General features: G+C 74.5%; 32 protein-coding genes. 19 read left to right on the top strand and 13 right to left on the bottom strand.

The features are described from left to right. Positions 1-41: 41 nt before the first annotated feature. The 5 genes from HUN58_RS12790 to HUN58_RS12810 are packed head-to-tail and all read left to right on the top strand — an operon-like array spanning position 42 to position 5,590. Complete coding sequence (locus tag HUN58_RS12790; RefSeq protein ID WP_114849791.1) at positions 42-806, top strand: aspartate/glutamate racemase family protein; 765 nt, start codon at positions 42-44, stop codon at positions 804-806. Beyond that, on the top strand, positions 803-2,227 hold the full coding sequence (gene allB, locus HUN58_RS12795) for an allantoinase AllB (RefSeq protein ID WP_180224869.1): 1,425 nt from the start codon (positions 803-805) through the stop codon (positions 2,225-2,227). The genes HUN58_RS12790 and allB overlap by 4 nt, the downstream gene beginning before the upstream one ends. Continuing rightward, positions 2,224-3,483 carry an alanine--glyoxylate aminotransferase family protein gene (locus tag HUN58_RS12800; protein WP_254631491.1) on the top strand — a complete coding sequence of 420 codons (1,260 nt, stop codon included), beginning with the start codon at positions 2,224-2,226 and terminating at the stop codon, positions 3,481-3,483. Before allB ends, HUN58_RS12800 begins: the two co-directional genes overlap by 4 nt. Continuing rightward, positions 3,480-4,760, top strand: a complete 1,281-nt coding sequence (locus tag HUN58_RS12805) for an allantoate amidohydrolase (RefSeq protein WP_254631493.1) — start codon at positions 3,480-3,482, stop codon at positions 4,758-4,760. The genes HUN58_RS12800 and HUN58_RS12805 overlap by 4 nt, the downstream gene beginning before the upstream one ends. Next, complete coding sequence (locus tag HUN58_RS12810; protein ID WP_058742671.1) at positions 4,757-5,590, top strand: MurR/RpiR family transcriptional regulator; 834 nt, start codon at positions 4,757-4,759, stop codon at positions 5,588-5,590. Before HUN58_RS12805 ends, HUN58_RS12810 begins: the two co-directional genes overlap by 4 nt. On the opposite strand, the gene HUN58_RS12815 is transcribed toward HUN58_RS12810, so the two are convergent. Both HUN58_RS12815 and HUN58_RS12820 read right to left on the bottom strand, forming a co-directional pair. After that, positions 5,557-6,045, bottom strand: coding sequence for an SRPBCC family protein (locus HUN58_RS12815; protein ID WP_208738914.1), 489 nt, complete (start codon positions 6,043-6,045; stop codon positions 5,557-5,559). The genes HUN58_RS12810 and HUN58_RS12815 overlap by 34 nt on opposite strands. Beyond that, on the bottom strand, positions 6,042-6,617 hold the full coding sequence (locus tag HUN58_RS12820) for a GNAT family N-acetyltransferase (protein WP_180224870.1): 576 nt from the start codon (positions 6,615-6,617) through the stop codon (positions 6,042-6,044). The genes HUN58_RS12815 and HUN58_RS12820 overlap by 4 nt, the downstream gene beginning before the upstream one ends. Positions 6,618-6,654: 37 nt before the next feature. Here HUN58_RS12820 and HUN58_RS12825 point away from each other — a divergent pair, with 37 nt between their 5' ends. The 3 genes from HUN58_RS12825 (at position 6,655) to epsC (ending at position 9,411) form a co-directional block, all read left to right on the top strand. Next, positions 6,655-7,689 (top strand): dipeptidase, encoded by a 1,035-nt coding sequence (locus HUN58_RS12825; protein ID WP_174777865.1) that lies wholly within the window; start codon positions 6,655-6,657, stop codon positions 7,687-7,689. Positions 7,690-7,891: 202 nt separating this feature from the next. After that, entirely contained in the window at positions 7,892-8,830 is a 939-nt protein-coding gene (gene cysK, locus HUN58_RS12830; protein WP_058742668.1) for a cysteine synthase A, read from the top strand. Beyond that, positions 8,827-9,411 carry a serine O-acetyltransferase EpsC gene (gene epsC / locus HUN58_RS12835; RefSeq protein WP_254631495.1) on the top strand — a complete coding sequence of 195 codons (585 nt, stop codon included), beginning with the start codon at positions 8,827-8,829 and terminating at the stop codon, positions 9,409-9,411. Before cysK ends, epsC begins: the two co-directional genes overlap by 4 nt. Before the next feature lie 18 nt (positions 9,412-9,429). Here epsC and HUN58_RS12840 read toward each other — a convergent pair whose 3' ends face one another. Further along, positions 9,430-9,732, bottom strand: a complete 303-nt coding sequence (locus HUN58_RS12840; RefSeq protein ID WP_167510116.1) for an excalibur calcium-binding domain-containing protein — start codon at positions 9,730-9,732, stop codon at positions 9,430-9,432. Between the two features lie 135 nt (positions 9,733-9,867). Between HUN58_RS12840 and HUN58_RS12845 the strand changes: the two genes are divergently transcribed. Beyond that, positions 9,868-10,257 carry an MmcQ/YjbR family DNA-binding protein gene (locus HUN58_RS12845; RefSeq protein WP_114849784.1) on the top strand — a complete coding sequence of 130 codons (390 nt, stop codon included), beginning with the start codon at positions 9,868-9,870 and terminating at the stop codon, positions 10,255-10,257. A gap of 9 nt (positions 10,258-10,266) precedes the next feature. Here HUN58_RS12845 and HUN58_RS12850 read toward each other — a convergent pair whose 3' ends face one another. Then, entirely contained in the window at positions 10,267-10,905 is a 639-nt protein-coding gene (locus tag HUN58_RS12850; RefSeq protein ID WP_180224871.1) for an MOSC domain-containing protein, read from the bottom strand. A gap of 88 nt (positions 10,906-10,993) precedes the next feature. On the opposite strand from HUN58_RS12850, the gene HUN58_RS12855 reads away from it, so the two are divergent. The 4 genes from HUN58_RS12855 to HUN58_RS12870 are packed head-to-tail and all read left to right on the top strand — an operon-like array spanning position 10,994 to position 12,672. Continuing rightward, complete coding sequence (locus tag HUN58_RS12855; RefSeq protein WP_167510115.1) at positions 10,994-11,170, top strand: hypothetical protein; 177 nt, start codon at positions 10,994-10,996, stop codon at positions 11,168-11,170. 16 nt (positions 11,171-11,186) lie between these two features. After that, positions 11,187-11,741: an RNA polymerase sigma factor gene (locus HUN58_RS12860; protein WP_058742663.1), complete on the top strand. Its 555-nt coding sequence runs from the start codon at positions 11,187-11,189 to the stop codon at positions 11,739-11,741. Further along, a complete protein-coding gene (locus tag HUN58_RS12865) occupies positions 11,732-12,367 on the top strand; it encodes an Asp23/Gls24 family envelope stress response protein (RefSeq protein ID WP_141862374.1) in 636 nt (211 codons plus the stop codon). The genes HUN58_RS12860 and HUN58_RS12865 overlap by 10 nt, the downstream gene beginning before the upstream one ends. After that, a complete protein-coding gene (locus HUN58_RS12870) occupies positions 12,364-12,672 on the top strand; it encodes a hypothetical protein (protein ID WP_114849781.1) in 309 nt (102 codons plus the stop codon). The genes HUN58_RS12865 and HUN58_RS12870 overlap by 4 nt, the downstream gene beginning before the upstream one ends. Before the next feature lie 76 nt (positions 12,673-12,748). Here HUN58_RS12870 and HUN58_RS12875 read toward each other — a convergent pair whose 3' ends face one another. The 8 genes from HUN58_RS12875 to HUN58_RS12910 all read right to left on the bottom strand — a co-directional run bounded on the left by HUN58_RS12875 (position 12,749) and on the right by HUN58_RS12910 (position 19,529). Then, a complete protein-coding gene (locus tag HUN58_RS12875) occupies positions 12,749-13,792 on the bottom strand; it encodes a low temperature requirement protein A (RefSeq protein ID WP_254631498.1) in 1,044 nt (347 codons plus the stop codon). A gap of 64 nt (positions 13,793-13,856) precedes the next feature. Continuing rightward, a complete protein-coding gene (locus HUN58_RS12880) occupies positions 13,857-14,729 on the bottom strand; it encodes a phospholipase (RefSeq protein ID WP_114849780.1) in 873 nt (290 codons plus the stop codon). A 300-nt stretch (positions 14,730-15,029) separates the two neighbouring features. Next, entirely contained in the window at positions 15,030-15,491 is a 462-nt protein-coding gene (locus HUN58_RS12885) for a MarR family winged helix-turn-helix transcriptional regulator (protein ID WP_114849779.1), read from the bottom strand. Positions 15,492-15,666: 175 nt separating this feature from the next. After that, positions 15,667-16,317, bottom strand: a complete 651-nt coding sequence (locus HUN58_RS12890; protein WP_180224877.1) for a GntR family transcriptional regulator — start codon at positions 16,315-16,317, stop codon at positions 15,667-15,669. Between the two features lie 108 nt (positions 16,318-16,425). Further along, on the bottom strand, positions 16,426-16,857 hold the full coding sequence (locus tag HUN58_RS12895) for a DUF1810 domain-containing protein (protein ID WP_058741412.1): 432 nt from the start codon (positions 16,855-16,857) through the stop codon (positions 16,426-16,428). Further along, positions 16,854-17,654 (bottom strand): YqjF family protein, encoded by an 801-nt coding sequence (locus HUN58_RS12900; protein ID WP_180224876.1) that lies wholly within the window; start codon positions 17,652-17,654, stop codon positions 16,854-16,856. The genes HUN58_RS12895 and HUN58_RS12900 overlap by 4 nt, the downstream gene beginning before the upstream one ends. Then, positions 17,651-18,049, bottom strand: a complete 399-nt coding sequence (locus HUN58_RS12905; RefSeq protein ID WP_114849776.1) for a hypothetical protein — start codon at positions 18,047-18,049, stop codon at positions 17,651-17,653. The genes HUN58_RS12900 and HUN58_RS12905 overlap by 4 nt, the downstream gene beginning before the upstream one ends. A 118-nt stretch (positions 18,050-18,167) precedes the next feature. Continuing rightward, a complete protein-coding gene (locus HUN58_RS12910; RefSeq protein ID WP_141863359.1) occupies positions 18,168-19,529 on the bottom strand; it encodes a phosphopantothenate--cysteine ligase family flavoprotein in 1,362 nt (453 codons plus the stop codon). Positions 19,530-19,594: 65 nt separating this feature from the next. Between HUN58_RS12910 and HUN58_RS12915 the strand changes: the two genes are divergently transcribed. Both HUN58_RS12915 and HUN58_RS12920 read left to right on the top strand, forming a co-directional pair. Further along, on the top strand, positions 19,595-20,383 hold the full coding sequence (locus HUN58_RS12915; protein WP_180224875.1) for an NRDE family protein: 789 nt from the start codon (positions 19,595-19,597) through the stop codon (positions 20,381-20,383). Positions 20,384-20,608: 225 nt separating this feature from the next. Then, the gene (locus HUN58_RS12920) at positions 20,609-21,340 is read left to right on the top strand and encodes an SGNH/GDSL hydrolase family protein (protein WP_180224874.1); all 732 of its coding nucleotides are present in this window, start codon (positions 20,609-20,611) and stop codon (positions 21,338-21,340) included. Between the two features lie 104 nt (positions 21,341-21,444). Here HUN58_RS12920 and HUN58_RS12925 read toward each other — a convergent pair whose 3' ends face one another. Further along, the gene (locus tag HUN58_RS12925) at positions 21,445-22,401 is read right to left on the bottom strand and encodes an SDR family oxidoreductase (protein ID WP_180224873.1); all 957 of its coding nucleotides are present in this window, start codon (positions 22,399-22,401) and stop codon (positions 21,445-21,447) included. Positions 22,402-22,484: 83 nt separating this feature from the next. Between HUN58_RS12925 and HUN58_RS12930 the strand changes: the two genes are divergently transcribed. The 4 genes from HUN58_RS12930 to HUN58_RS20595 all read left to right on the top strand — a co-directional run. After that, the gene (locus HUN58_RS12930) at positions 22,485-23,594 is read left to right on the top strand and encodes an LLM class flavin-dependent oxidoreductase (protein WP_180224872.1); all 1,110 of its coding nucleotides are present in this window, start codon (positions 22,485-22,487) and stop codon (positions 23,592-23,594) included. Between the two features lie 107 nt (positions 23,595-23,701). Next, entirely contained in the window at positions 23,702-24,328 is a 627-nt protein-coding gene (locus tag HUN58_RS12935; protein WP_114849772.1) for a hypothetical protein, read from the top strand. A 189-nt stretch (positions 24,329-24,517) separates the two neighbouring features. Beyond that, positions 24,518-25,009, top strand: a complete 492-nt coding sequence (locus tag HUN58_RS12940) for a pyridoxamine 5'-phosphate oxidase family protein (RefSeq protein WP_058741405.1) — start codon at positions 24,518-24,520, stop codon at positions 25,007-25,009. 102 nt (positions 25,010-25,111) lie between these two features. Then, a partial coding sequence (locus HUN58_RS20595; RefSeq protein ID WP_254631692.1) for a leucine zipper domain-containing protein occupies positions 25,112-25,308 on the top strand: 197 nt, incomplete at its 3' end.

Below are 25,308 nucleotides of genomic sequence, written 5' to 3' on the forward strand. Positions count from 1 at the left end.
CGACGAGCACGACCCGCCCCAGCACCACCGGAAGGACCCCGATGCGCATCCGCGTCGTCAACCCGAACACCACCGTCGCCATGACCGAGACGATCGGCCGCGCAGCCGCCGCGATCGCCGGCCCCGGGACCCTCGTCGAGGCCGTCACGCCCACCATGGGCCCGGCGTCGATCGAGAGCCACTACGAGGAGGCCCTGGCGGTCCCCGGGCTCCTCGAGCAGGTCGCGCTCGGCGAGCAGGAGGGCGTCGACGCGTACGTCGTGGCGTGCTTCGGCGACCCGGGACTCGACGCCGCGCGGGAGATCGCCACGGGTCCGGTGATCGGCATCGCCGAGGCCGGGTTCCACGCCGCGGCGATGCTCGGTCGGCGGTTCGGCGTCGTGACGACCCTGGCGCGGACGACCGGTCGGGCGCACGAGCTCGCCGAGCGGTACGGCTTCGCGTCCCTCGTCACCGACGTGCGGGCGTGCGAGGTAGCCGTCCTCGCGCTCGACGACCCCGCCTCCGGCGCACGGGAGCTGATCGTCGAGGAGTGCCGGGCGGTCGTCGCGGGCGGCGCGGACGCGGTCGTGCTCGGCTGCGCCGGGATGGCCGAGCTCTGCGCCGAGGTCTCGCGGGCCGTCGGCGTGCCCGTGGTCGACGGCGTCGCCGCGGCCACGGTCCTCGCCGAGTCGCTCGTCCGGCTCGGCCTCGGTACCGGCAAGCGCGGCGAGTACGCCCCGCCGCCTCCCAAGGCGGTGACGGGACTCCTCGCCGGGTTCCGACGTGACCAGCCGGCGGACGCGACGATCGGGGCGGCGGCGTGACGCGCCTCCCGGCCGACCTGGTGTTGCGCGCCCACCGGACGTGGGTCGACGGGGCGTGGTGTCCCGCCGCGGTCGTCGTCCGCGACGGCCTGGTCACCGAGGTGCTGCCGGTCGACGCGGACGTGCCCGCCTCCGTGGACCGGACGGTCCCGGCGGGCCAGGTGCTCCTGCCCGGTCTCGTCGACACGCACGTGCACGTGAACGAGCCCGGCCGGACCGAGTGGGAGGGCTTCGCGTCCGCCACCCGCGCCGCCGCGCTCGGCGGTGTGACGACCATCGTCGACATGCCGCTCAACTCGATCCCTGCGACCGTGGACACCGAGGCGCTCGCGGTCAAGCGGGCGAGCGCGGACGGCCGCGTCGCGGTCGACGTCGGGTTCTGGGGCGGTGCGGTCCCGGTGAACGCCGGGGCGCTCGCGGACCTGCACGACGCAGGGGTCTTCGGGTTCAAGTGCTTCACGGCGCCCTCGGGTGTCGACGAGTTCCCGCACCTCGACCCCGGGCAGCTGCAGGCCGCGATCGCCGAGGTCGCCGCGATCGACGCGCTCCTGATCGTGCACGCCGAGGACCCCGCGCACCTCGTCGCGCACGACGCGCTCGGCGGTCGGTACGAGGACTTCCTGGCGACCCGACCGCCGGTCGCCGAGCGGTCCGCGATCGGACAGGTCGTCGCCGGGGCGCGGGCGACCGGTGCCCGCGTCCACGTGCTGCACCTGTCCGACGCCGGGGCGCTGCCGATGATCCGGGCCGCGAAGGACGACGGCGTGCGGATCACCGTCGAGACGTGCCCGCACTACCTGTCGTTCGAAGCGGGGTCGATCCCGTACGGCGCCACCGAGTACAAGTGCTGCCCGCCGATCCGCGACGACGCGAACCGCGACGCGCTGTGGGCGGGGCTCCTCGACGGAACCATCGACTGCGTCGTGTCGGACCACTCGCCGTCCACCGCGGACCTGAAGACCGACGACTGGGGGCTCGCCTGGGGCGGGATCGCCGGGCTGCAGGTGGGGTTCCGAGCGGTCTGGACCGAGGCGGTCCGGCGGGGCATCGCGCTCGAGACGGTGCTGCCGTGGTTCACGACGGGACCGGCCGACCTGGTCGGGCTCGACGACCGCGGGCGGATCGCGCCGGGTGCGGTCGCGCACCTCGCCGTGTTCGACCCGGACGCGGTGTCGGTGGTCGACGTGGCCGGGCTCGCGCACCGCAACCGGGTCTCCGCGTTCGCCGGCCTGGAGGCTCGGGGTCGGGTCACCGAGACCTGGTTGCGCGGCGAGCTGGTCGCCACCGCCGACGGCGGGGTGACGGCCGTCCAGGGCCGGCTGCTCGACCGACCGGCACGCGTTGCTCCGCAACACGCTCGAAACGAACGTTCCGGTATCCTGCTCACCGGAACGACCGACGCACGAACGGACCTGTCATGACGCACCCGGTGAACCCGCCCGCCCGACTCCTCATGGGGCCGGGGCCCATCGACGCCGACCCGCGGGTGCTCCGCGCGCTGTCGACCCCGCTCGTCGGGCAGTACGACCCGTGGATGACGCGGACGATGTCCGAGACGCAGGAGCTGTACCGGCGGGTGTTCGGCACCGGGAACGCGGGGACCGTGCTCGTCGACGGGACCTCCCGCGCCGGCATCGAGGCGGCCCTCGTGTCGCTCCTGGCACCCGGCGACCGCGTGCTCGTACCGGTGTTCGGACGCTTCGGGCACCTGCTCGTCGAGATCGCGACCCGCGCCGGCGCCGAGGTGCACACCGTCGAGACCGCGTGGGGCCAGGTGTTCCCGGTGTCGGTGGTCGAGGAGGCCGTGCGGCGCGTGCGGCCGAAGCTCGTCGCAGTCGTGCAGGGCGACACGTCGACCACGATGAACCAGCCCCTCGACGAGCTCGGCGCGGTGTGCGACCGGTACGGGGCGTTGCTCTACACCGACGCGACCGCGACGATCGGCGGCAACCCGCTCGAGGTCGACGCGTGGGGGATCGACGCCGCGACCGCCGGCCTGCAGAAGTGCCTCGGCGGCCCGTCCGGCAGCGCGCCCCTCACGGTCTCGCCGCGCGCGGTCGAGGTGCTCGACGGTCGCCGGAGCGTCGAGGCCGGCATCCGCGAGGCCGACGACGTCGTGGCGGAGCAGCCGATCCGGTCGAACTACCTCGACCTCGCGATGATCCTCGACTACTGGGGTCCCCGCCGGCTGAACCACCACACCGAGGCCGCGTCGATGCTCTACGCGGCACACGAGTGCGCCCGGATCCTGCTCGACGAGGGCCGCGACGCCGTGGTCGCCCGGCACGCCACCGCCGGCCGCGCGATGACCGAGGGCGTGCAGGCACTCGGGCTGCGGCTGTTCGGCGACCTCGCGCACAAGATGCACAACGTCGTCGCCGTGGAGATCCCGGACGACGTCGTCGGGGACGCCGTGCGTGCGGCGATGCTCGAGGACCACGGCATCGAGATCGGGACCTCGTTCGGCCCGCTGCACGGTCGCGTCTGGCGCCTCGGGACGATGGGCTACAACGCCCGCAAGGACGCCGTCGTCACGACGCTCGCCGCGCTCGAGCACGCGCTGCGCCGGGCCGGGCACGCGGTGCCGCAGGGCGGCGGGGTCGACGCGGCGCTCGACGTGTACGCGGGAGCGTCGTCGACCGTCGGGACGCCGTCGCTCGTCGAGGTGTCGGCGTGACCGCGGCGGCCCAGACCGTGCCGACCGCGAGCGGGCGGGCGCTCGCCGACGCCGCGACCGTCGTGCGCTGGTGCGACGAGCTCGCCGCCGTGTCGCAGGACGACGGTCGGATCACCCGCGTGTACCTGTCGCCGGAGCACGCCCGCGCGAACGCCGTCGTCGACGGGTGGATGCGCGACGCCGGGCTCGAGACGTGGCAGGACGCCGCCGGGAACCTGCACGGGCGGGTCGCCGGTGCCACCCCGGACGCCCCGGTGCTGCTGCTCGGATCGCACCTCGACACCGTGGTGGACGCCGGCCGGTACGACGGGGTCGTCGGGGTGCTCATGGCGATCCGGACCGTGGCGCGCGTGACGGCCGCCGGTCCGCTGCCCGTCGCACTCGAGGTCGTCGCGTTCTCCGACGAGGAGGGCACCCGGTTCGGCAAGGCCCTGCTCGGGTCCTCGGCGGTCGCGGGGGTCTGGGACGAGGGCTGGTGGGACCTCGAGGACGGCGACGGCGTGACGCTCCGCGACGCGTTCACCGCCTTCGGGCTCGACCCCGAGCGGGTCGGTGAGGCCGCCGTGCGCCCCGAGCGGCTCGTCGGGTACCTCGAGGCGCACATCGAGCAGGGGCCGTGGCTCGAGCGGGCCGGCCAGGCGCTCGGCGTCGTGACGAGCATCGCCAGCGCCCGGCGGTTCGCCGTCGAGGCCGTGGGCGAGGCCCGGCACGCCGGCGGCACCCCCTACGAGCGGCGGCACGACGCCCTGCTCGCCGCCGCCGAGGCCGCGCTCGCGGTCGAGCGGATCTGCCGGGCCGAGCAGCACGTCGGGACGGTCGGCACCATGACGGTCGAACCCGGGGCCGTCAACGTCGTCCCCGGGCTCGCGCGCTTCAGCGTCGACCTGCGCGGTGAGTTCGACGAGGGCCGGGACCGGGTCTGGGAGACGATCCTCGCGGCCTTCGACGAGATCGCCGCCCGACGCGGGGTCACCGTCACGCCGACCGAGGTGCACCGGGCGCCGGCGGTGTTCTGCGCGCCCCGGCTGACGGCCGCCGTGCGGGCTGGGATCGTCGCCACGGGGGAGACCGACCCCACGGAGCTGTTCTCCCGCGCCGGCCACGACGCGATGTCGCTCGGGCTCGTGACCGACGTCGCGATGCTGTTCCTCCGCAACCCGGACGGCATCAGCCACCACCCGGACGAGTTCGTGTCCGAGGACGACGTCGCCCTCGGACTCGACGCCCTCGCCGTCGCGGTCGAACGCGTCGCCGACGACCTGGCGGCGCGGTCGTGAGCGCCACCGTGACCGACGTCCGCGCTCGCGTCGACGCCGTCTGGGACCGCCTGTCGCCCGCCGAGCGCCGCGTCGCCGCGATGGTCCGGCACGACCCGGAGCTGCTGCTCGTCGGGACCTCGGCCGAGCTCGCCGCCGAGTCCGGCACCTCGAAGGCCACCGTGTCCCGCCTGGTGCGGTCGCTCGGGTTCCAGGACGCGGCGCAGGTGCGGCAGGAGCTCATGTCGGCCCGGGGCAACGGTCTGCCGTGGGCCGCCGAGGACGCTGCGCACGTCGACCAGCGCGCGGTCGAGGCGCGGAACCTCGACGCCGCCTTCGCCTCCCTCGCCCGGGCCGACCGGGTGCGGCTCGCCCGCCGGATCGTCCGCGCGCACCGCGTGCTCGTGTTCGGGGAGCGGGCGGCGCACCCCGTCGCCATGCAGCTCCGGTCGCAGCTCGCGCAGGTCCGACCGGACGTCCGGCTCGGTCCGGCGCCCGGGCAGCGGCTCGGGGAGGAGGTCGCCGACCTCGACCGCCGCGACCTCGTGGTGCTCGTCACGGTCCGCCGGCACGCCGCGGGGGCCGAGGGGCTCGTCCGGCACTGCGTCGCGACCGGGGCGGACGTCGTCGTGCTCGGCGACCCGACCGCGGCCGTGATCGCCGCGCCGGCGTCGACCGCGGTGCTGTGCCCGGTGGACTCCCCGTCGGCGTTCGACTCCATGGCGGCGATGTTCGCGGTCGTCGCGGCGATCGCGAACGACGTGTACGAGGCGGCCGGGCCAGCCGGGCGTGCCCGGGTCGACGCCGTGGCCGCGGCCTACGACACGCTGGGGGAGCTCGCCGGGTCCTGACCGCCGCGCTCGAGCTCGGACCGGAGCGACGCGTTCCGGTCCGCGATCAGCCGGCGCAGGTACCGGCCGAGCACGAGCCGTTCCGCCAGCCGCCCGAGCGGACCGAAGGGCGCCGTCAGGGTGACCTCGTCGACCATCCGCGTTCCGCCGGCCGACGCCGTGAACCGGTGCTCGTGCCGGAAGCGGGCGAACGGCCCACGCACCTGTTCGTCGACGAACCGACCAGGAGCCTCCAGGGCGGTGACCCGACTCGTCATCCGCCAGACGATCCCGAAGTGCCGTGCCCGCCACGTGACGGTCTCGCCGAGCCCGATCGTGCCGGACGTCGTGCCGGCGACCGCCCGCTCGCCGGACGCGGCCATCGACCGTTCGTGCGCACCGACGTCGAGCGACAGCGCGAAGGCGCGCTCCGGCGACGTCGCGAGGTCGGTGACCAGGCGGAACGTGACCGTCACCGGTCCGGCCATCCGGTGGCGGCTGCGCGGTCGTCCCAGCGCAGCACCGCGGCGGTGAGCTCGTCGTGCCGCTGCCCGCGGTGCAGCGAGCCGGACCGGCGGCGGCCCTCGTACGTCAGGCCGAGCCGCTGCGCGACCGCGGCCGAGGCGGCGTTCCCGGCGAGCGCGCGCCACTGCACCCGGACGAGCCCGAGACCCGCCGGCGCATCCGCGAACGCCCAGCGGAGCACGCGGTCGGCGGCCTCGGTGACGAAGCCGTGGCCGCGACCGTCGGGGTGCACCGCGTAGCCGATCTCGGCCGCACCGTCGGCGAGGCCGAACAGCCCGACCGTGCCGAGCAGGCGGAGGTCCTCGGCACGACGGATGCCGAACTCGTACCGGACGTCGTCCCGCCACCCGGCGGCGACGACCTCGTCGAGGAAGTGCCGGGCCTCGGCGTGGCCGTACGGCACGGGCACCGGGGTGGAGGCGATGACGTCCGGGTCGTTCGCGTACGCGACCACGTCCTCGGCGTCCGCGGTCGTCGGCACGGAGAGCACCAGGCGGTCGGTGCGGAGCGTCACGGGCTGCACACCGCGAGCCTACTGACCGGGCGGTAGCGTCGACGGCATGACCCTCGACGCCCTCGCCTTCCCCGTCATCGACGGCCACAACGACCTGCCGTGGGAGCGCCGCGAGTCGCACGGCTCCGGCGTCGAGGGCATCGACACCGAGCAGGGGACGCTGCACACCGACCTGCCGAAGCTCCGCGCCGGCGGCGTCGTCGGGCAGTTCTGGTCGGTGTTCGTGCCGTCCGACGACCCGGACCCGGTCCGGACCACGCTGCAGCAGATCGACACCGCACACCGGATCATCGCCGCGTACCCGCAGGACCTGACCTTCGTGCGCACCGCGGCCGAGCTCCGTGGGGCTGTGGACGCCGGGCGGATCGGGTCGTTCCTCGGGGCCGAGGGCGGCCACTCGATCGGCGACGACCTGGCCGTGCTCCGGACCTTCGCGCGACTCGGCGTGCGGTACATGACGCTGACGCACAACGACGACACCACGTGGGCCGACTCCGCCACCGGGGCCCGGGCGCACGGCGGCCTGACCGACCGCGGCCGCGAGGTCGTCGCCGAGATGGAGCGCACCGGCATGCTCGTCGACCTGTCGCACGTCGCGCCCTCGACCATGCGGGACACCCTCGACGTCGCGACGCAGCCGGTGGTGTTCAGCCACTCGTCCACCGTCGCGGTCGACGACCACCCGCGGAACGTCCCGGACGACGTGCTCGGCCGGCTCGCGGACAACGGCGGCGTGGTCATGATCACGTTCGTGCCGAAGTTCGTCTCGCGTGCGTGGGCGGACTGGGAGGAGGCGGGCTCCGAAGGCGAGCCGCCCCTGGTCACCGTCGCCGACGTCGCGGACCACGTCGACCACGCCCGCCAGGTCGCCGGGGTCCGGCACCTCGGGCTCGGCGGCGACTACGACGGCACCCCGGTGCTGCCGCCGGACCTGCGGGACGTGTCGCGGTACCCCGTGCTCGCCGAGGAACTGCGGCGCCGGGGCTGGGGCGACGAGGACCTGCGCGCGCTGGCCGGCGGCAACGTGCTGCGGGTGCTCGAGGCGACGGACGAGCGGTTCGCGCAGAGCGCGTTGCGCTGACGGGGCGGGGCGGGGCTGGCGTCGGACCGTCGTGTGGCCGGGTCCGACACCCGGCCCGGAGGCGCGGCGCGCGCCCGGCGCGTCAGCGCGCGTCAGCGCACGTCACAGGACAGGGGAACGCCGGGTGCCGTCGCTAGGATCGCAGCGCACCACGCGCCTCCAGTGCAGGGGGTGCGCACCTGACCCGCAGAGGACGGACCGGATGAGCGGCACCATCTACGACAACATCTCGCAGGCGTTCGGGAACACCCCGCTCGTGCGACTGAACCGGCTGCCGCAGCCGGGCGGTGCCGAGGTCCTCGCGAAGCTCGAGTTCTACAACCCCGGGTCGAGCGTGAAGGACCGTCTCGGCGTCGCGATCATCGACGCGGCCGAGGAGTCCGGCGAGCTGCAGGCCGGCGGCACCATCGTCGAGGGGTCGTCCGGCAACACCGGCATCGCGCTCGCCCTGGTCGGAGCCGCCCGCGGGTACCGGGTCGTCATCACGATGCCCGAGACGATGAGCGTCGAGCGCCGGGCGCTGATCCGTGCGTTCGGTGCCGAGATCGTCCTCACCCCGGGGCCGGAGGGCATGAAGGGTGCCGTCTCGCGCGCCGAGCAGATCGTCGCCGAGACGCCGGGAGCGATCCTCGCCCACCAGTTCGAGACCCCGGCGAACGCCGCGATCCACCGGAAGACCACGGCGGAGGAGATCCTCCGCGACACCGAGGGCCACGTCGACGTGTTCGTCGCGGGCGTCGGGACCGGCGGCACCATCACGGGCGTCGGCCAGGTCCTCAAGGAGCGCGTCCCCGGCGTGCAGATCGTCGCCGTCGAGCCGAAGGACTCCCCGCTGCTGACTGAGGGCAAGGCCGGACCGCACAAGATCCAGGGCATCGGCGCGAACTTCGTCCCGGAGGTCCTCGACCGTTCCGTCATCGACGAGGTGTTCGACGTCGAGCTCGACGACGCACTGCGCGTGGCCCGGGCGCTCGGGACGGAGGAGGGCATCCTCGCGGGCATCTCCTCCGGCGCGATCATCCACGCGGCCGTGCAGATCGCCGCGCGCCCGGAGAACGCCGGCAAGCGGGTCGTCGCGATCGTCTGCGACACCGGAGAGCGCTACCTGTCGACGCCGCTGTTCGAGGGGCTCACTGCGTGACGCGTGCCGCCCGACGCGGTGTGCTGCGGACGGTCCGCGAGGACCTGGCCGCAGCACGCCGCGGCGACCCCGCCGCCCGGGGCGACCTGGAGAACGCGGTGGTCTACTCCGGCCTGCACGCCGTCTGGACGTACCGGCTGACCCACCGTCTGTGGACCGCCAGGGACCTGCCCGGGTCGCGGTTCGCCGCGCGCGTGCTCGCCCAGCTGGCGCGGTCGGCGACCGGGATCGAGATCCACCCGGGTGCCCGCATCGGTCGACGGTTCTTCATCGACCACGGGATGGGCGTCGTGATCGGCGAGACGGCCGTGATCGGCGACGACGTCGTGGTGTTCCACGGCGTGACGCTCGGCGGCCGCGGGGGCGAGCACGGGCCGGGCGTCCGCCGGCACCCGGCGGTCGGGGACCGCGTCGTGCTCGGCGCCGGGTCGTCGCTGATCGGCGCGATCACGATCGGGTCGGACTCGGTGGTCGGCGCGAACACCGTCGTCACGAAGGACGTACCGGCCGGGTCGGTCGTCACGGGCGTCGCCGGGACCGCGCGTCCCCGGTCCGGACACGAGGGCGTGCCCCCGCTCTGACGCGCGGGCACCTCGGCGTCAGCTCTTCTCGCAGGCGATCCCGTCGCCGTCCGCGTCGAGCCCGCGGTTCGCCTTGTACAGCGCGTCGTCCTTCTTCACGGTGCCCTTGAGCGCCCGGTTCTCGACCTTGCCGGACTTGGTCGTGACGCGGTTCGACGTGACGGACTGCTTCGCGATGCCGCCGGAGTACACCTTCTGCACGGCGGTGCAGTTCTTGTACACGGTCGGTGCCGCCTGGGCGGCCGCGGTGCCGCCGAGGACGACGGCTGCGGCGAGGACGGTGGACGCGGCGGCGATGCCGGCGGTGCGGAGGAGGTGCACGGGTGCTCCCGGGGGTCGTCGGCGCACGACGGGTTCCGTGGCCGATGTGATCGTACGGCGGGATCGGTGAGGAGTCCTCGCCCCCGAACGGGTCGCACCGTGGCTCGGGTGGGTACGGTGCGGCATGCTGGGGGGATGGACGGGGCGGCACTGCACGAGGTCACGGTCCGCACCGCGCTGGCGCTGCCCGCGGTCGAGGAGACCCAGCCCTTCGGTGAGGAGTCCGTGGTCTTCAAGGTCGTCGGGAAGATGTTCGTGCTCCTCACCGAGCTCCGCGGCGTCCCGATCGTCAACCTGAAGTGCGCACCCCCGCACGGCGCCGCGCTCGTCCGCGACCACGCCGAGGTGTCGCCCGGCTGGCACATGAGCAAGCGGCACTGGATCACCCTCGCGCCGGGCGACGGCCTCGACGAGTCGATGGTCGAGGACCTCGTCGCGAACTCCTACGAGCTCGTCGTCGCCGGGCTGCCGCGTGCGGCCCGCCCGCTCGACCCCGCCCGCCGCGTCCGCCCCGAGGATGCCTGACCCTCCGGCTCAGCGCACCCGACCCGGCGCCAGCACCTTCGACACCTCCCGCACGACCTTCGGCGCCAGGCGCTCGCCGGAGTCGAGCACCGCGCGGGCCTGCTCCGGGGTCAGCCCGGCCGAGATCTGCCCGATCGTCACGCCGTGCGCCGGTCGGTGCACGACGACCACCGGGTCCCCGGCCGCCACCGGCCCGGAGCGCACCACGCGGAGGTACGCGCCCGGACGGTTCTCGGCCGCGAACCGCTTCACCCACCCGTCAATGCGCATCCGACGGGCGAAGGTCCCGCAGGGCACCCGGGGGATCGTGACCTCGAGTTCGAGGGTGTCGCCGATCCGCCAGCGCTCACCCGTCACCGCCCCGGTGACGTCGACGCCGGTCGTCCGGAGGTTCTCGCCGAAGAGCCCGGGCGGGACGTCGCGCCCGAGCAACTCGGCGAAGTACGCGGCGTCCTCGTCGGCGTAGGCGTACACGGCCTGGTCCTCGCCGCCGTGGTGCTTCCGGTCGGCCTGCACGTCGGCGTGCAGCCCGAGGGGCCGGACCCGGACGGGGCCGTCGACCGGACGCTTGTCGATGGCGGTGACGCCGATCGTCCCGGAGTCGCGGAGCAGCTGGTCGACGCGGCAGACGGCGGTGACGGAGGACATGTCCCCAGCCTGCCGTACGGATCACGCCCGCGGTGTGACGATCAGGCGCTCCGATCCGTCACACCGGTGGAACACACAGGAGGACGACATGACCGGTACCGACACCCACCGCGGCACGCTGCGCAGCGGCGACACGCACCTGCTCGCCCAGGCCCGCGTCCGTGCGCTGGCCACCCGGCCGACCGGACCCTTCCGCGTGACGACCGCGGCGCCCGTCCCGGCACGCCCGGCGTCCCCGGCCCGCCCAGACTTCCCCCACCTGTGACCGGTAGAAGGAACCCGTGCCCCACCAGCCCCTCACGGACCTCGACGACGCCGTCCTCGCCGGCCGGTCCTCCGACGGTGACGTCCGGGCGTTCGAGGTCCTCATCCGGCGGTACACGCCGCTGCTCCGGGCCTACGCCAGACGCACCCTCGGTTCCACCGACGAGCTCGACGACGTCGTGCAGGAGACCTTCATCACGGCCTGGAGCAGGCTCGACGCGCTCGAGGACGGCGCCAAGGTCAAGTCCTGGCTCATGCGCATCCTCAGCCGGAAGTGCATCGACCGCATCCGGGCCCGTCGGGAGCACCTCGACGTCACCGAGCTCGAGGTCGCCGCACCCCGGGACGACGCCCCGGAACGGGTCGCCGAGGCGCGCTCCCGCGAAGAGGCCGCGGAGCGTGCGCTCGCCGAGCTCCCGGAGGCGCAGCGGCGGTGCTGGGTGATGAAGGAAGTGCTCGAGTACCGGTACGAGGACATCGCGGAGGAGCTCGACCTGCCCGTGTCCACCGTCCGGGGCCTGCTGTCCCGGGCCCGGAAGAACATGATCCGTCTCATGGAGGCATGGCGATGACCCCGCACCCGGACGACCTCCGGCTCGACGCCCTCGAGCCGGACGACCTCGACGGTCACACGATCGACGAGCTCGCCGACTACCTCGACGACGGCATGCAGCCGGCGGACCCGACGATCGACGACTCCCCGGCCTGCCAGAACGCCCTCGCCGCGATCATCCGGCTGCGCCAGTCCTCGATGGGGTCGCTCGACGCAGCGGCCGCCGAGGAGCCGCCGGCGGACGAGTCCTGGATCGGCGGGGTCCTCGCGAACATCTCGCTCGAGGCTCGTGCCGGCCGCGACGTCCCCCTGATCCCCGAGGCCCCGACCGAACGCCCCGTGATGACCGAGGGCGCGATCCGCTCGCTGATCCGCAGCGCCGGCGACGTCGTCCCCGGCGTCGTGATCGCCCGGTGCTCGCTCGACGGCGACGTCACCACGCTCGGCGCCCCGGTCCGGGTGCTGGTCGAACTCGCCGTCCGCACCGGCGCGCCCATCCACGCCGCCGCCGAGCAGGTCCGCGAGGCCGTCGCCACGGTCCTCGCCGAGCAGACCGACCTGGTCGTCGACGCCGTCGACGTGCACGTCCGCGACCTGCTGCCAGCCCTGCCGGCCGACGCCGACCACGAGGAGGACCGCGCATGACCTGGGACGACGAGACCGTCGCGGCCGTCGAGGCCGCTGTCCTCGCGGTGCCCGGCGTCGCCGAGCTCTACCGCGCGAAGCCCACGCTCGGGAGTGCGATCGCCTCGGCCCGCAGCCTCGCCTCACGCACCGCCGTCGCCCGCGTCGTGCTCGACGACGACGTCCTGCGCGTGGTCATCGGGACCGACGGCTCCCGTCCCGCGCCCGCCACCGCCCGGGCCGCGCACGTCGCCGCCCTCGAGACCGCGACCGCCCACGGGGTCGCGCTGTCGCGCGTGGACGTCCGCATCGCACGCATCGGCTGACCGCCCGCGCGACCCGGCCACACGTCGGACTGGAGGCTCGTGGCGCGCCCGCCCCGGGCCTCCCGTCCGACGGTCGTCACCGCCCGCGGTCCGCGACCTCCAGGACCACGACGGTCGCCGCGACGCACAGCGCCGTGAGCACGAGCGCGGCCGCCGGGACGGCGGTCGCGGCGAGGACGGCGAGCGCGAGCAGGACGACCGCGGCGTTGCCGGCACGACGGAGGGACGGGCGGAGGGCGAGGGCCCAGATCGCCAGGACGAACAGCGCGACCGGGACCGTGACGGTCGCCGCGACCGAGGTGTGCGACAGGTCCGCGTCACCGGTGGCCGCTCCGACGGCGACCTCGATCCCGGCCGGCAGCGCGCCGGCGGCGGCGAAGACGAGGTAGTGGCCGTACCCGAACACGAGCGCGGTGCTGAGCGAGCGGATGTGGGCGTGCTGCTCGCGCGAGAAGTAGATCCACCAGAGCCCGGCGACGACGACGAGCCCGCAGCCGGCGAGCACGAGCAAGGACCCGACGTGCTCGGCGTCGCGGAGGGCGTCGATCACCGCGCTCGCCGAGGCGACGAGCCCCTCGAGGAGCACGAGCACCGGGGCGACGAACGGGACTGCGGCGTGCGGGAGCAGGAGCATGCCGACCCAGAGCGCCTGCACCACGACGATGCCACCGGCGTACCGGAGCGCGGTGCGCCGGTACGCCGGTGCCGAGCCGGCGGCGCGGAGCCACTGCGCGACGAGCGCGAGCCGCATCACGACGTAGCCGGCGACGGCGGTCGTCCAGACCCCGTCGACCATCGCGTCCCGGACGCCAGCGGCCAGGACGAGCACGCCCGCCATCTGCACGAACGTCGTGAGGCGGTACGCCCAGTCGTCGGTGTCGAAGGACGTCGCGAACCAGCTGAAGTTGATCCAGGCCCACCAGATGGCGAAGAACACGAGCGCGTAGGACAGCACCGCCGAGGTGACGTGCCCCTCGGCCTCGATCTCGTGCAGGTTCGACGCGGCGAACCCGACGGCGACGACGAAGACCAGGTCGAACAGCAGCTCGAGCGGGCTCGCGGCGCGGTGGTGCTGGTCGGGGTCGCGGGGCGTCATCCGCCGGAGTCCGAGGGTCGTCACCCGGCCAGCCTGCACGACGCTCGGCCCCGGGTGGGAGACCCGGGGCCGAGCGTCGTGGGGGCGATCAGTAGAAGTTGTTCGCCTGCGAGTGGGCCCACGCTGCGCAGGGCGTGCCGTACGCGGAGCTGATGTACTGCAGGCCCCACTTCACCTGGGTGGTGGCGTTGGTGCGCCAGTCGGCGGCGATCGTCGCCATCTTCGAGCCGGGGAGCGCCTGCGGGATGCCGGTCGCGCCGCCGTTCGCGTTGACGGCCTGGTAGTTCCAGCCCGACTCCTTGGTCCACAGGCTGTCGAGGCACTGGAACTGCGCGGAGCCCCAGCCGTACTGGGACGACGCGAGCTGCGCTGCCGTGGCCTTGGCGCCGGCTGGGGTGTTCGCGGCGGCCTGGGCGCGGGCGGCCTCGGCGGCAGCTGCGGCCTGCTCGGCGGCGGCCTTCGCGGCTGCCGCGGCACGGGCCTGCTCGTCGGCGTCGGCCTTGTCCTGCGCGGCGCTGGCGTCGGCGACCTCGGTCGTGGCGTCCACCGTCGAGGCGATGTGCGACGTGATCGCGCCGCTCGACATGGACCGGTAGTCGGAGAGGGCCTGCACCTGCTGCTCGAGGGCGGCGGTGTCGGTCTTGTCGTTCGCGTCGGCCAGGACCGTCTGCGCCGTGACGATGGTCGCGGCCGCCTGGGCCTTGTCGAGCGACGCGCCGCGGAGGGCCGGTGCGGCACTGGCGCTCGCGCTCGGGGTGGCGATGCCGAACGCGTCGCCGATCGCGGGCTGCGTGCCGACGGTCGCGACGCCGCCGACGAGCGCGAGGGCCGCTGCGCCGCCGACGACGAGCGCGGTGCGGCTGCGGAGTGCCCGGCGGACCCGGCGGCTGCGGGTGTCGAGTGCCTGGCGGCGGGTGGTAGCGGTGGTCGTGGGGAGGGAAGGGGTGGTGCGTCCTGTCATCGGTTCCGGTGGTCGGCCGGCTGCTGGTGCGGTCCGCGACGGGTGGGGGTGGACGCACGGGGTGTGGGGGAGTGCGCCCGCGACCATCGGGTGGTGGTCGGTGTCGGGAGCCGCGAGCCGGGGGAGGACCGGACGGTGGTGTGGGGCCCGTCCGTCCGCCGCTGGGCGACCGCGGCGGCCGCCTGCTCGGGCGAAGCCGTCACGATGACGTGTCTCCCTGGACACCCCGTCCAGGAAGACTGGCAGAACGGTCCGTCCACCGTTGTGTAACGGTTCGGTAACGGCCCGCTCGGAGCCGGCTCAGCGGCCGGAGGTGTGCACTTCCTGGGAGCGGTCGCCCTGGGCTACGCGCTCGAGGGCGTCGAGTGCGCCGGCGATGGCCTGGACGTCCGCGGTGGGCAGGTCGGCGATGAGCTCGGCGACGATCCCGGTGCGATCGGAGCGGGCGCGTTCGACGGCGTCGACGCCCGCCGGGGTGATGCTCACCATGAAGGCGCGACCGTCGCTCGGGTCGGCCTCGCGCTCGATCAGGCCGCGCTGTTCGAGCTCGGTCAGGATGCGGGTCATCGTCGGTTTCGTGACGACCTCGATCCGCGACAGGTCGCCGGGGCGCAGGGGTCCCTCGCGTTGCACGGTGGCCAGGGCGGAGACGATCCCGTAGCCGAGCGAGGCGGCGTCCGAGCGGGCTCGGCGGTTGATCCGACCGACGGCGGCGGCCAGGCGCGCGGCGATCTCGGTGCGGTCCGGCGTGCGGTCGGTCATGCTGCGCTCTCGGTCGACGGGTCGGGCGGGGCTGCTCGGTCGGAGCGATGCTACCGGGGTCCGCAGGCGTGTGACCGCGAGCCACCCGTGCGCGTCCGTCGCGGCGCTCCGGACGCAGGACGCCCGCCCCGCGACGGCGGGACGGGCGTGTTCCTGTGTGGACGTACAGGATGGCTCAGGACTTCTCGCCCGGCAGCAGGTGGATGGCCTCGGTCGCGAGCTCGGCGGCGATGTTGTCGCCGGACTCGGTGGCGGCCCGGAGGCGTCGGAAGTCCTCGGTCATCCGGTCCCAGTCGATCAGCTCGTCGAGGTTCGGCAGGCGGAGCCGGAAGGCCAGGCCGTCCATCGTGTCGCGGCAGACGCGCTGCAGGTCGGGGTTGCCGCACGCGTCGACGTACAGGCCGAACACGTCGAGGGCGTCCCGGTTGACCGACGCGACGTCGTGGGACTCCAGCTCGGCGATCGTGCGGTCGAGCTGCGCCACGATCCGGTGCCGGGCCGCCGCCGTGAGCCGCGGGACCGCGAGCCGGACGACACCGCCGAACAGCACGCCGAGGGTCTGCATCGCCTCGACCACCTCGTCCGGCTTCGGCGTCGTGACCCGGGTGTACCGGTTCGGGGCCATCTCGATCAGGCCGGCGCGGGTGAGCTGGCTCAGGGCTTCGCGGATGGGGGTGCGGGAGACGCCGAGCCACGCGATGAGTTCGTCGTCGTTGAGCCGCTCACCGGGCTCGAGCGTGCCGTCCATGATCGCGGCGTGGATCTTGAGGCGGACGGTGTCGCGGAGGAGCTGGTGCTCCGTGGGGGCGGTGCGGGGGACCGGCATGCGGTGTCCTCGGTTCTCGGGAAGGACGGATCGGGCTCGTGCCGCACGGGCACGTCGTCCACGGTACCTGATGTACCACCGGACGACGGCCGGACGCGGCGGCTCCGGTCAGTCGTCCTCGAGCAACCGCACCGTGAGCGGGTCCTCGGTCCCGTGGAACCAGCGGTCGAGGACGGCACGGAAGGGCGACGGGTCGTCGGCCGCGCGGGCGAACAGGGTCGCCGACGAACGGGCCTTCATCGCGTCGATCCCGCCGAACAGGGCGTCGGCGCTCCGGGCGGGTGCTGCTGCGGCCACCGCGGCGGCCTCGACGATCCGCGGGCCGAGCACCGGGTGCGCGAGGTACGCGCGGGCCTCGGCGAGTCCCGCGATCCCGTACCGCTGCGCGGTCGCACTCCGGCCGAGGCCGACGAGCTGCGGGAACACGAACCACATCCAGTGCGAGCGCTTCGCACCGGCCCGGAGCTCGGCGAGCGCCTGCTCGTGCACCCCCTCCTGCGCCCGCACGAAACGGTCGAGGTCGAACCGGTCGTCGCTCACCGGACCACGTCCCCCCACGCGTAGCGGACCGTCGTGCCGTCCACGACGAGGAGCGAGTCCGGCGCACGGTCGAACAGCCCGGGGAGGCCGACCGCGGCCGGCAGGTCCCCGTCGAGCCGCTCGAGCCGGGCGGACCGGATCGCCAACGGCGGGTGCTGCCGCTGCCAGAAGAGCGTCTGCGCGAGGTGCCGGGCGTGGATGCCGGCGCGGGTGGTGAGCTCGGCGGCCAGCGGGTCCTGCAGCGCCTCACCGGCCACGACGCGGACGGTGGCGTCGAGGCGGGGGCGGGGCGTGCCTCCCGGCCGTCCGCCACCCGCGGTCCGCAGCTGCCGAACCCACCGGACCGGGTGCCTTGCGCGCGAGGGGTGCCGGACCGAGTGGTACGCGATCGTGTCGCCCCGCCGTCGGGCCCTGGCGTGCGCGAACGTGTACGGCACGCCGAGCAGGGCGTGGGCGGCGACGATCGCCGGGACGTTCGCGGTGTCGACCGTGCGGTAGGCGACCCCGCGGCGGCCGTGGTCGTCGACGGTCAGGACCTCGATCGTGACCTCGGTCATCGAGCCGAGCCGACCGGAGGGCGGGAACGGCGGCACGCTCGTCTCGCGGAAGACGTACGCGGTCAGCCCCACCCAGGCGCTGCCGTCGACGACGTCCGGGCGGGTGCCCCGCGGGACGAGCCCGGCGAGCTGGTCGGGGTCGCGGCGCCAGTGGGCGAAGACGATGTCCTCCCAGGCGTGCACCGTCACCGGCCGGTGCAGCAGGGGCACCGCCGCGCGAGCACGCGGGGTGTCCGTCACCGGCGCGTGGCGTGCCGACCGACGCGGGCCGCCCACGCGACGAGGGGTGCCTGCAGGGGGAGCCGCAGGACCGAGACGAGCCGCACGGCGCGGGACGCCCGCGGGCTGTCGAGCACGTCGCGTGCCATGGTGACGTTCGCGGGGAAGACCGCGAGGAACAGGGCTGCTGCTGCCCAGCCGGCCGAGCGGCGGGTGGCCGGGACGGCGAGTCCGACGGCCACGGCGAGTTCGGCGAGGCCGGAGCCCAGGGTCGTCAGGCGGGGCGGTAGGCCGTCCGGGACGATCCGGTCGTAGGTGCGCGGGCGGAGGAAGTGGGTCACGCCGGCGCCGGCCAGCAGGACTGCCAGGGCGCGGGCGGTCCGGTCGGCGCGCCGGGTGCGTTCACGTCGTCGCATGAGTCCATCGTGCTCGCCCGGGCCTGCGTGTGCACGGGACGTGCGGTCGGCCGCGGAGTGCGGCCGGCGTCGCTTGCGGAGTGCGGCCGGCGTCGCTTGGGAGTGGGGCCTGCGTCGGTCAGGTGAGGGCGGTCGCCACGAGGTCGAGCACCGCCGCGGCCACCTCGGCCTTCGTCCCCGAGGTCTCCCGCACCACGTGGCCGCCCGGCACGAGCACCTCGATGGCGTTCTCCTCGCGCTCGAAGCCCGACGACCACCCGACGTGGTTCACGACGAGCAGGTCCGCGGGCTTCCTGGCGATCTTCGCGCGGCCCAGGGCGAGCCGGGCCTCGCGGTCTGGCTCGGTCTCGGCCGCGAACCCGACGATGATCTGGCCGGTCCGCCGCGCGGCCACCAGATCGGCCAACACGTCCGGGTTCCGCACCAGCTCGAGCGTCATCCGGTCGCCCTGGTCGTCCTTCTTGAGCTTCGCCTCGCGGACCTCGGCCGGCCGGTAGTCCGCCACCGCGGCCGTCATCACGACGACGTCCGCCTCGGCCGCCGCCGCGTGCACGGCGTCGGCGAGCTCCTGCGCGGAGCCGACCGGCACCACCGTCGCGTCCAGTCCGGCGGTGAGTCCGCCGTCCACGTTCGCGGCGACGAGGGTCACGACGGCGCCGCGGCGGGCCGCGTCCGCCGCGATCGCGACGCCCTGGCGGCCGCTGGACCGGTTCCCGACGAAGCGGACGGGGTCGAAGGGCTCGCGCGTGCCGCCGGCGCTCACGACCACGCGGACGCCGGCGAGGTCGCCCTGCTCGCCGCGGGCACCGGGACCGGGACCGGCCTGGAGGCTCGCCCCACGCCCGGCGGGCCGTCCCGCGTCGGTCGTGTGGCCGGGCTCGGTGCTGGTTCCGGTCCTGCTCCCGGTCCCGTTGCCGGTTCCGGTTCCGGTGCTGGTTCCGCTCCCGGTTCCGGTTCCGGTGACGACCGCGAGGGCCGCGCGGACGATCTCCTCGGGCTCCGCCATCCGGCCGATGCCGGCGTCGTCGCCCGTGAGGGCCCCGACGACCGGTCCGACCAGGTGCACGCCGCGACCCTCGAGGGTCCGGACGTTCGCCACGGTCGCCGGGTGCTCCCACATCTGCGGGTGCATCGCGGGGGCGAGGACCACGGGGGCCTCGGTCGCGAGCAAGGTCGTGCCGAGCAGGTCCCCGGCGAGCCCGGCGGCCATCCGGGCGATCGAGTCCGCCGTGGCCGGTGCGACCACGACGAGGTCCGCGCGCCGGCCGAGGGCCACGTGGCGCACCTCGGACACGTCGTCCCACACGCTCGTGGTCACGGGGTTGCGGCTCAGGGCCTCGAGGGTGGGCAGGCCGACGAAACGGAGCGCGCCCTCGGTCGGGACGACGTGCACGTCGTGCCCGCGCTTGACGAGGTCCCGCACGACCCCAACGGCCTTGTAGGCGGCGATCCCGCCCGTGATCCCGACGACGACGGTCAGACGGCGAGCTGCTGCAGCATCCACGCCGGTCACGCTACCCGGACGGTCGTGCGAGGATCGACCCCATGTGCACCGTCGTCGTCCGCGTCGACCCCGCGGGCGAGTGGCCCGTCACCGTGCTCGCCCTGCGGGACGAGTCCCCCGACCGGCCGTGGGACCCGCCGGCCGCGTGGTGGCCGGAGCGCGACCCATCGGTGCGCGGCGTGCGCGACCGGTCGGCCGGAGGCGCGTGGCTCGCGGCGTCCGACACCGCCGGGCTCGCGGTCGTGCTCAACCGCGCGGAGCCCGTGCCGAGCACCGACGGCACAAGGACGACCCGGGGCGTCGTCCCGCTCGACGCCGTCGACGGGGTGCTGCCCGGCGCCGACGGGCAGCTGCCGACCACTCGGGCGTTCAACCTCGTCCGTGCCACGGCCGACGGGGTCACGGTGTCGACCTGGGACGGCGAGGCGGTCCGGACGACCGACCTCGGCCCCGGCGTGCACATGGTCACCCACGGGGCGCCCGACGACCCCGCCGCGCCCCGGATCGGCCGGTGGCTCGACGCCTTCCGCGCCGCACCCGCACCCACCGCGCCGCCGGTGCTCGGCCCGTTCGACGAACTCCGCACCGCCGACGCCGGGACGGACGCCGGCGACGGGTGGAGCGGGTGGTTCGGGCTCCTCGCCGAGTCGGCGGCGCTGCCGTCGGACGACCCGGACGCGATCCTCCGCGACGCCGTCGAGCCGGACGGGCACGTCGCGACGCTGTCCATCGTGGCCGCTGCCGTCGGGCGGGACCGGACCGTGCTGCAGCACGCGCGGCTCGAGCGGCCGGGGCGGCTCGACGGCTCGGTGGAGCTCCACCGCGCCTGACCCGGGGCGGCCTGCCCCGCGCGTTCCTGCCCATCGCGCGTGCCATGGGAAGCCGATCCGCGCGTGGCGTGGCGGAAGGGGCGGTCTCCCATGCGCGGAACGGCCTTCGACGCGCGGAACGGCATCCCACGCGCGGAACGGTCGCCTGGCGGGGCGCGGACCCTGTGGGGACCGGCAGCGACCGGGGCGGTCCGACTGTCCGTGGACGGCGTACGGTCACGGCTCGTGACCCGATCCGCACGCCCCGCTCCCGCACGACGCCGCACGGTGCTCGTCGCGCTGACCGCGGTGGTCGCCGCGGGCCTCCTCGCCGGGTGCACCGAGAGCACCTCGGTCGCGGCCCCGGCCACCCCGCACCCGAGTGCGACCACCCGGGCGTGGGACCACGCGCCGGGGGAGCGCATCGTCGTGATCGGCGACTCGATCACCGCCGGGCACGGCCTGACGCCGGAGCAGGCGTGGCCGTCGCTCCTCGCCCGGACCGAGCGGTGGCAGCTGACGAACTTCTCGTGCGACGGCGCCGGGGTCGTGGCCGAGGGCGACGCCGATGAGTGCGCGAGTGCCTACCCGACCCTCGTCCGACGTGCCGTGGACGAGCGGCCGCAGGTCGTGTTCATCCAGGCGAGCTCGAACGACCTCGGCGAGGACGACGCCGTCGTGAAGAGCCAGACCGACCAGCTCGTGGCCGAGGTGCACCGGTTGCTGCCCGAGGCCCGGGTCGTCGGGCTCAGCGCGATCTGGAACGAGCAGGCCCCGCCGGCCCAGCTCGCCAAGATCTCGCACGCGATGCACCGGGCCGCCCGGAAGGACGGCGGGACCTACGTCGACATCGGCGATCCCCTCCGCGGGCACGCCGACTGGATGCAGTCCGACGACGTGCACCCGACGGTGCGCGGGCAGCGGGCGATCGAGGCCTCGGTCATCGAGTCGTTCGCCCGCGACCGCCTGCGGTTCTGACGCCGGCGGGACGCAAGCGGCACCGCGCCTCCAGGCCGGCGACCCGACCACCCGCCGGACCGACGACCGGCCGCTCGACCAGCCGCCGGACCGGCGGCCCGGGGTCAGGCGGGCGCCTGCGTCCCGGTGAGGTCCTCGGCGACCGCCCACAGGGACCGCGCCAGGTCCGCGCTCCGCGCGCTCCGGGGCACGGTGACCGTCGTGGTCGGACCGGTCAGGCCCGCCGGTCCGTTCGGCCCGTAGTAGGCCCCGCCCACCGCTGCCGGTCCGACCGCGGCGTACAGCAGCGGCTCCGCGCCCTGCTCGACGGCCTGCGTGAACGGCAGCGCACGGTCGCTCGACCGAACCGGCCGGGAGCGCCCGAGCGACCGTCCCGCGGACTGCAGGTTCGTGCGCGTGTAGCCCGGGTGGGCGGCGGTGCTCACGAGCGACCAGTCGCGCTCGACCGTCAGGCGGTGCAGGTGCAGCGCGAGGAGCAGGTCGGCGAGCTTCGACTGGGCGTACGCCCGCCAGGGGTTGTAGCCGCGGTGCCACTGCAGGTCGTCGAAGCGGATGCGTCCGGGGATCGCGGCGAGGCTCGACATCGTCGCGACGCGGGGGACACCGCCGCCGGCGTCGCCCGCACCGCCTGCGCCTGCGCCTGCGCCGCCGCCCGCGCGCAGCAAGGTCGGCAGGAGCAGGTTCGTGAGCGCGAACGGGCCGAGGAAGTTCGTGGCGAACTGCAGCTCGAACCCGTCCGCCGTCTCGAAGCGCTCGGGCGGCGCCATCACCCCGGCGTTGTTGACGAGCACGTCGAGGGGCCGCTCGTCCGCGGCGATCCCGTCCGCGAAACGGCGGACGCTGGACAGGTCCGCCAGGTCGAGCTCGCGCACCTCGAGGTCGGCCGCGGGGTGCTCGCGGCGGATGTCGGCTGCTGCGTCCTCGCCCTTCGCAGGGGTCCGCACCGCCAGGACGACACTGGCGCCGGCGGCGGCCAGGCGCTTCGCGGTCTCCTTGCCGGTGCCGCTGTTCGCACCGGTCACGACGATGCGGCGGCCGGTCTGGTCGGGGATGTTCGGCATGCGCGGGACGGTACCCGCGGGGTCTGGCCGACGACCGAGCGCTGTGCTATATTCATGCAAACGCATCGATCAGGAGGCGCGCCATGAGCAACGCATTCGGAACCGACCGTCCCTCGGACGTCCCGCCGCCCGCACCCGAGCGCATCGGCCCGGTGCAGCTCGGCCTCGACACCTTCGGCGACGTCACCGAGCGGCTCGACGGAACCGTCCGGAGCCAGGCGCAGAGCCTCCGCGAGGTCGTGGACGAGGCCGTCCTCGCCGACCAGGTCGGCATCGACTTCATCGGCGTCGGGGAGCACCACCGCGAGGACTACGCGGTCAGCGCCCCCGAGGTCGTCCTCGCCGCGATCGCCGCCCGCACCGAGCGCATCCGCATGGGCAGCGCCGTCACCGTGCTGTCGAGCGACGACCCCGTGCGCGTCTACGAGCGCTTCGCCACCGTCGACGCGATCTCGGACGGTCGCGCCGAGGTCATCCTGGGCCGCGGCTCGTTCACCGAGTCGTTCTCGCTGTTCGGCTACGAGCTGAGCGACTACGAGGTCCTCTTCGAGGAGAAGCTCCAGCTCTGGAACGCCCTGCGCGGCGGCGACAAGGTCACCTGGAGCGGCACGAAGCGTGCGCCCCTGACCGACCAGGACGTCTTCCCGAAGCTCGAGCACGGTCCGATCCCGACGTGGATCGGCGTCGGTGGCTCCCCGCAGTCCGTCATCCGTGCGGCCTCGTACGGGCTGCCGCTGTTCCTCGCGATCATCGGCGGGCAGCCCGCGCAGTTCGCACCGTTCTCCCGCCTGTACCGCCAGGCGCTCACGCAGCTCGAGCTCCCGCAGCAGCCGATCGCGATGCACTCGCCCGGGTTCGTCGCCGCGACCGACGAGGAGGCCGCCGAGCGCTACTGGCCGTACCACAAGGCCGTCACCGACCGCCTCGGTCGGGAGCGCGGCTGGCCGCCCCTCGACCTCGCGCAGTACCAGGCAGGGCTGTCCGCCGGCGGGTCGCTGTACGTCGGGTCGCCCGAGACGGTCGCGCGCAAGATCGCGCGGAACATGCGGATCCTCGGCGTCTCGCGTTTCGACATGCGGTACGCGACGGGTCGCCTGCCGCACGAGGACATGATGCGGTCCATCGAGCTCTACGGCACGCGGGTCGCCCCGCGGGTGCGCGAGCTCCTGGCGGAGCCCGTCCCGGTCCCGTAGGCACGCGGTCGCCGGCTGCGGACCGCGGACCGCGGGCTGCGCCGGACTGGAGGCACGGGGCGCGTCCGTCACGTCGGCTCACGGTCAGCGCGGGTACGGTCGGCGCCATGCTGCGACCGAACGGGACCACCGAACGACGCTTCCGCGGCCGGATCCTCGGCGCCGGGACGACCTCCGGCGTGCGGATCGTGGTCGGCATGTGGGACCGCTCGCCGTTCGGGTCGTTCACGGACGTGTTCCTCGAGCTCGCCGACGGGTCGAGCGTGCTGCTCGCGCCGGACGAGATCGTCGCCGCGTACGTGTCCGGCACCTACCGGTTCGACACCGTCTCGGTCGTCGACGTCCGTGCCCGGCGGACGGCGCGCGGCCTCGAGCTCGACGCCGGACCGCTGCAGGCGACCATCGACGTCGGCGGGATCTCACCGCTCGGCCGGGTCCTGCGCATCGTCCCGAAGCCGATCGCCCGCGACCCCCGGTGGCTCGCCGCGATCGACCCCGTCGCACGGCTCGTCTCGCCGGGGTCCGGCACGGCCGGCTCGGCGGGCAACGGCCGCCGCGAGTACTACGGCGTGACCGGGGCCCACGACGTCACCGCGGTGTCGGGGACCTGGGCAGGGGAGCCGCTCGGGACGCTCGCCCCGCTCGACCCGCCCGTGGCGTTCGGCTTCGCGTCGATGCCGCGCGTGCCGCAGGTCGTCGACGTCGAGACCACGATCCGCGAACCCGCCGTCTGAGCGTCGGCGCTGCCGCCGGCCGCGGTGGTGCGCGCCCGGGGACGCGACCGTGCGGCGGGTGCTGCCACGTGCCTCCAGGCCGGGTCGGACGCGTCCAGCGTCGAGGGGCAGACTGGTCCGAACGGAACGCGCCCGGGACTGCCCGGCCGGACGTCGAGCACAACGGGGCGCACGACGAACAGGAGCATCATGACCGACACGCAGGCAGACCAGCGCGCCGCCATCTCGGACATCGTCCACGGAGCACGCACCGCCCTGCTCACGACCGTCAGCGACGACGGTCAGCTGCACGCACGGCCCCTCGCCGTGCAGGACAAGGCGTTCAACGGGACGCTGCGGTTCCTCGTGCAGGACGGCAGCGAGAAGGTGACCGACATCGCCCGCAACCCGCACGTGAACGTGGCGATCGAGTCGCAGGGCGGGTACCTCTCGATCGCCGGACGTGCCACGGTGACCCGCGACGAGAGCGTCATCGACGAGCTGTGGTCGCCCTTCGCCGAGGCCTGGTTCCCGGAGGGACGGCAGGACCCCACGATCCGGCTGCTCACGGTCGAGGGGGACTCGGTCGAGTACTGGACGCAGGACACCGGGCCGGTGGGGAGCCTCGTGCAGACGCTGAAGGCCGCGCTCGGCAAGCAGAGCCAGCCGGACACGGGCGACCACGGGACGGTCGAGCTCTAGGTGTACCCGGCCGTGACGTTGGTGACACTGCGGGGCTTGTGACTCAGCGAGGCCTCCTGGCTTGATGGAGCTGTCTAGTTCTGCCATCGCCAGGAGGCCTCTGTGTCCCACGCTAATGCCCGTCTGACCCTGCACGGCCGGCGGCTGCTCATTACTCGCGTCATTGATGACCGTCGTCCCGTCGCGCACGTTGCCAAGGAGCTCGGCATCTCGCGTCAGTGCGCGCACCGGTGGGTTCGTCGGTTTCGGGCTGACGGCGCCATCGGATTACTGGACCGGTCAAGCCGCCCGCTGCGGAC

The organism is Curtobacterium sp. Csp1 (genome assembly GCF_013347185.1).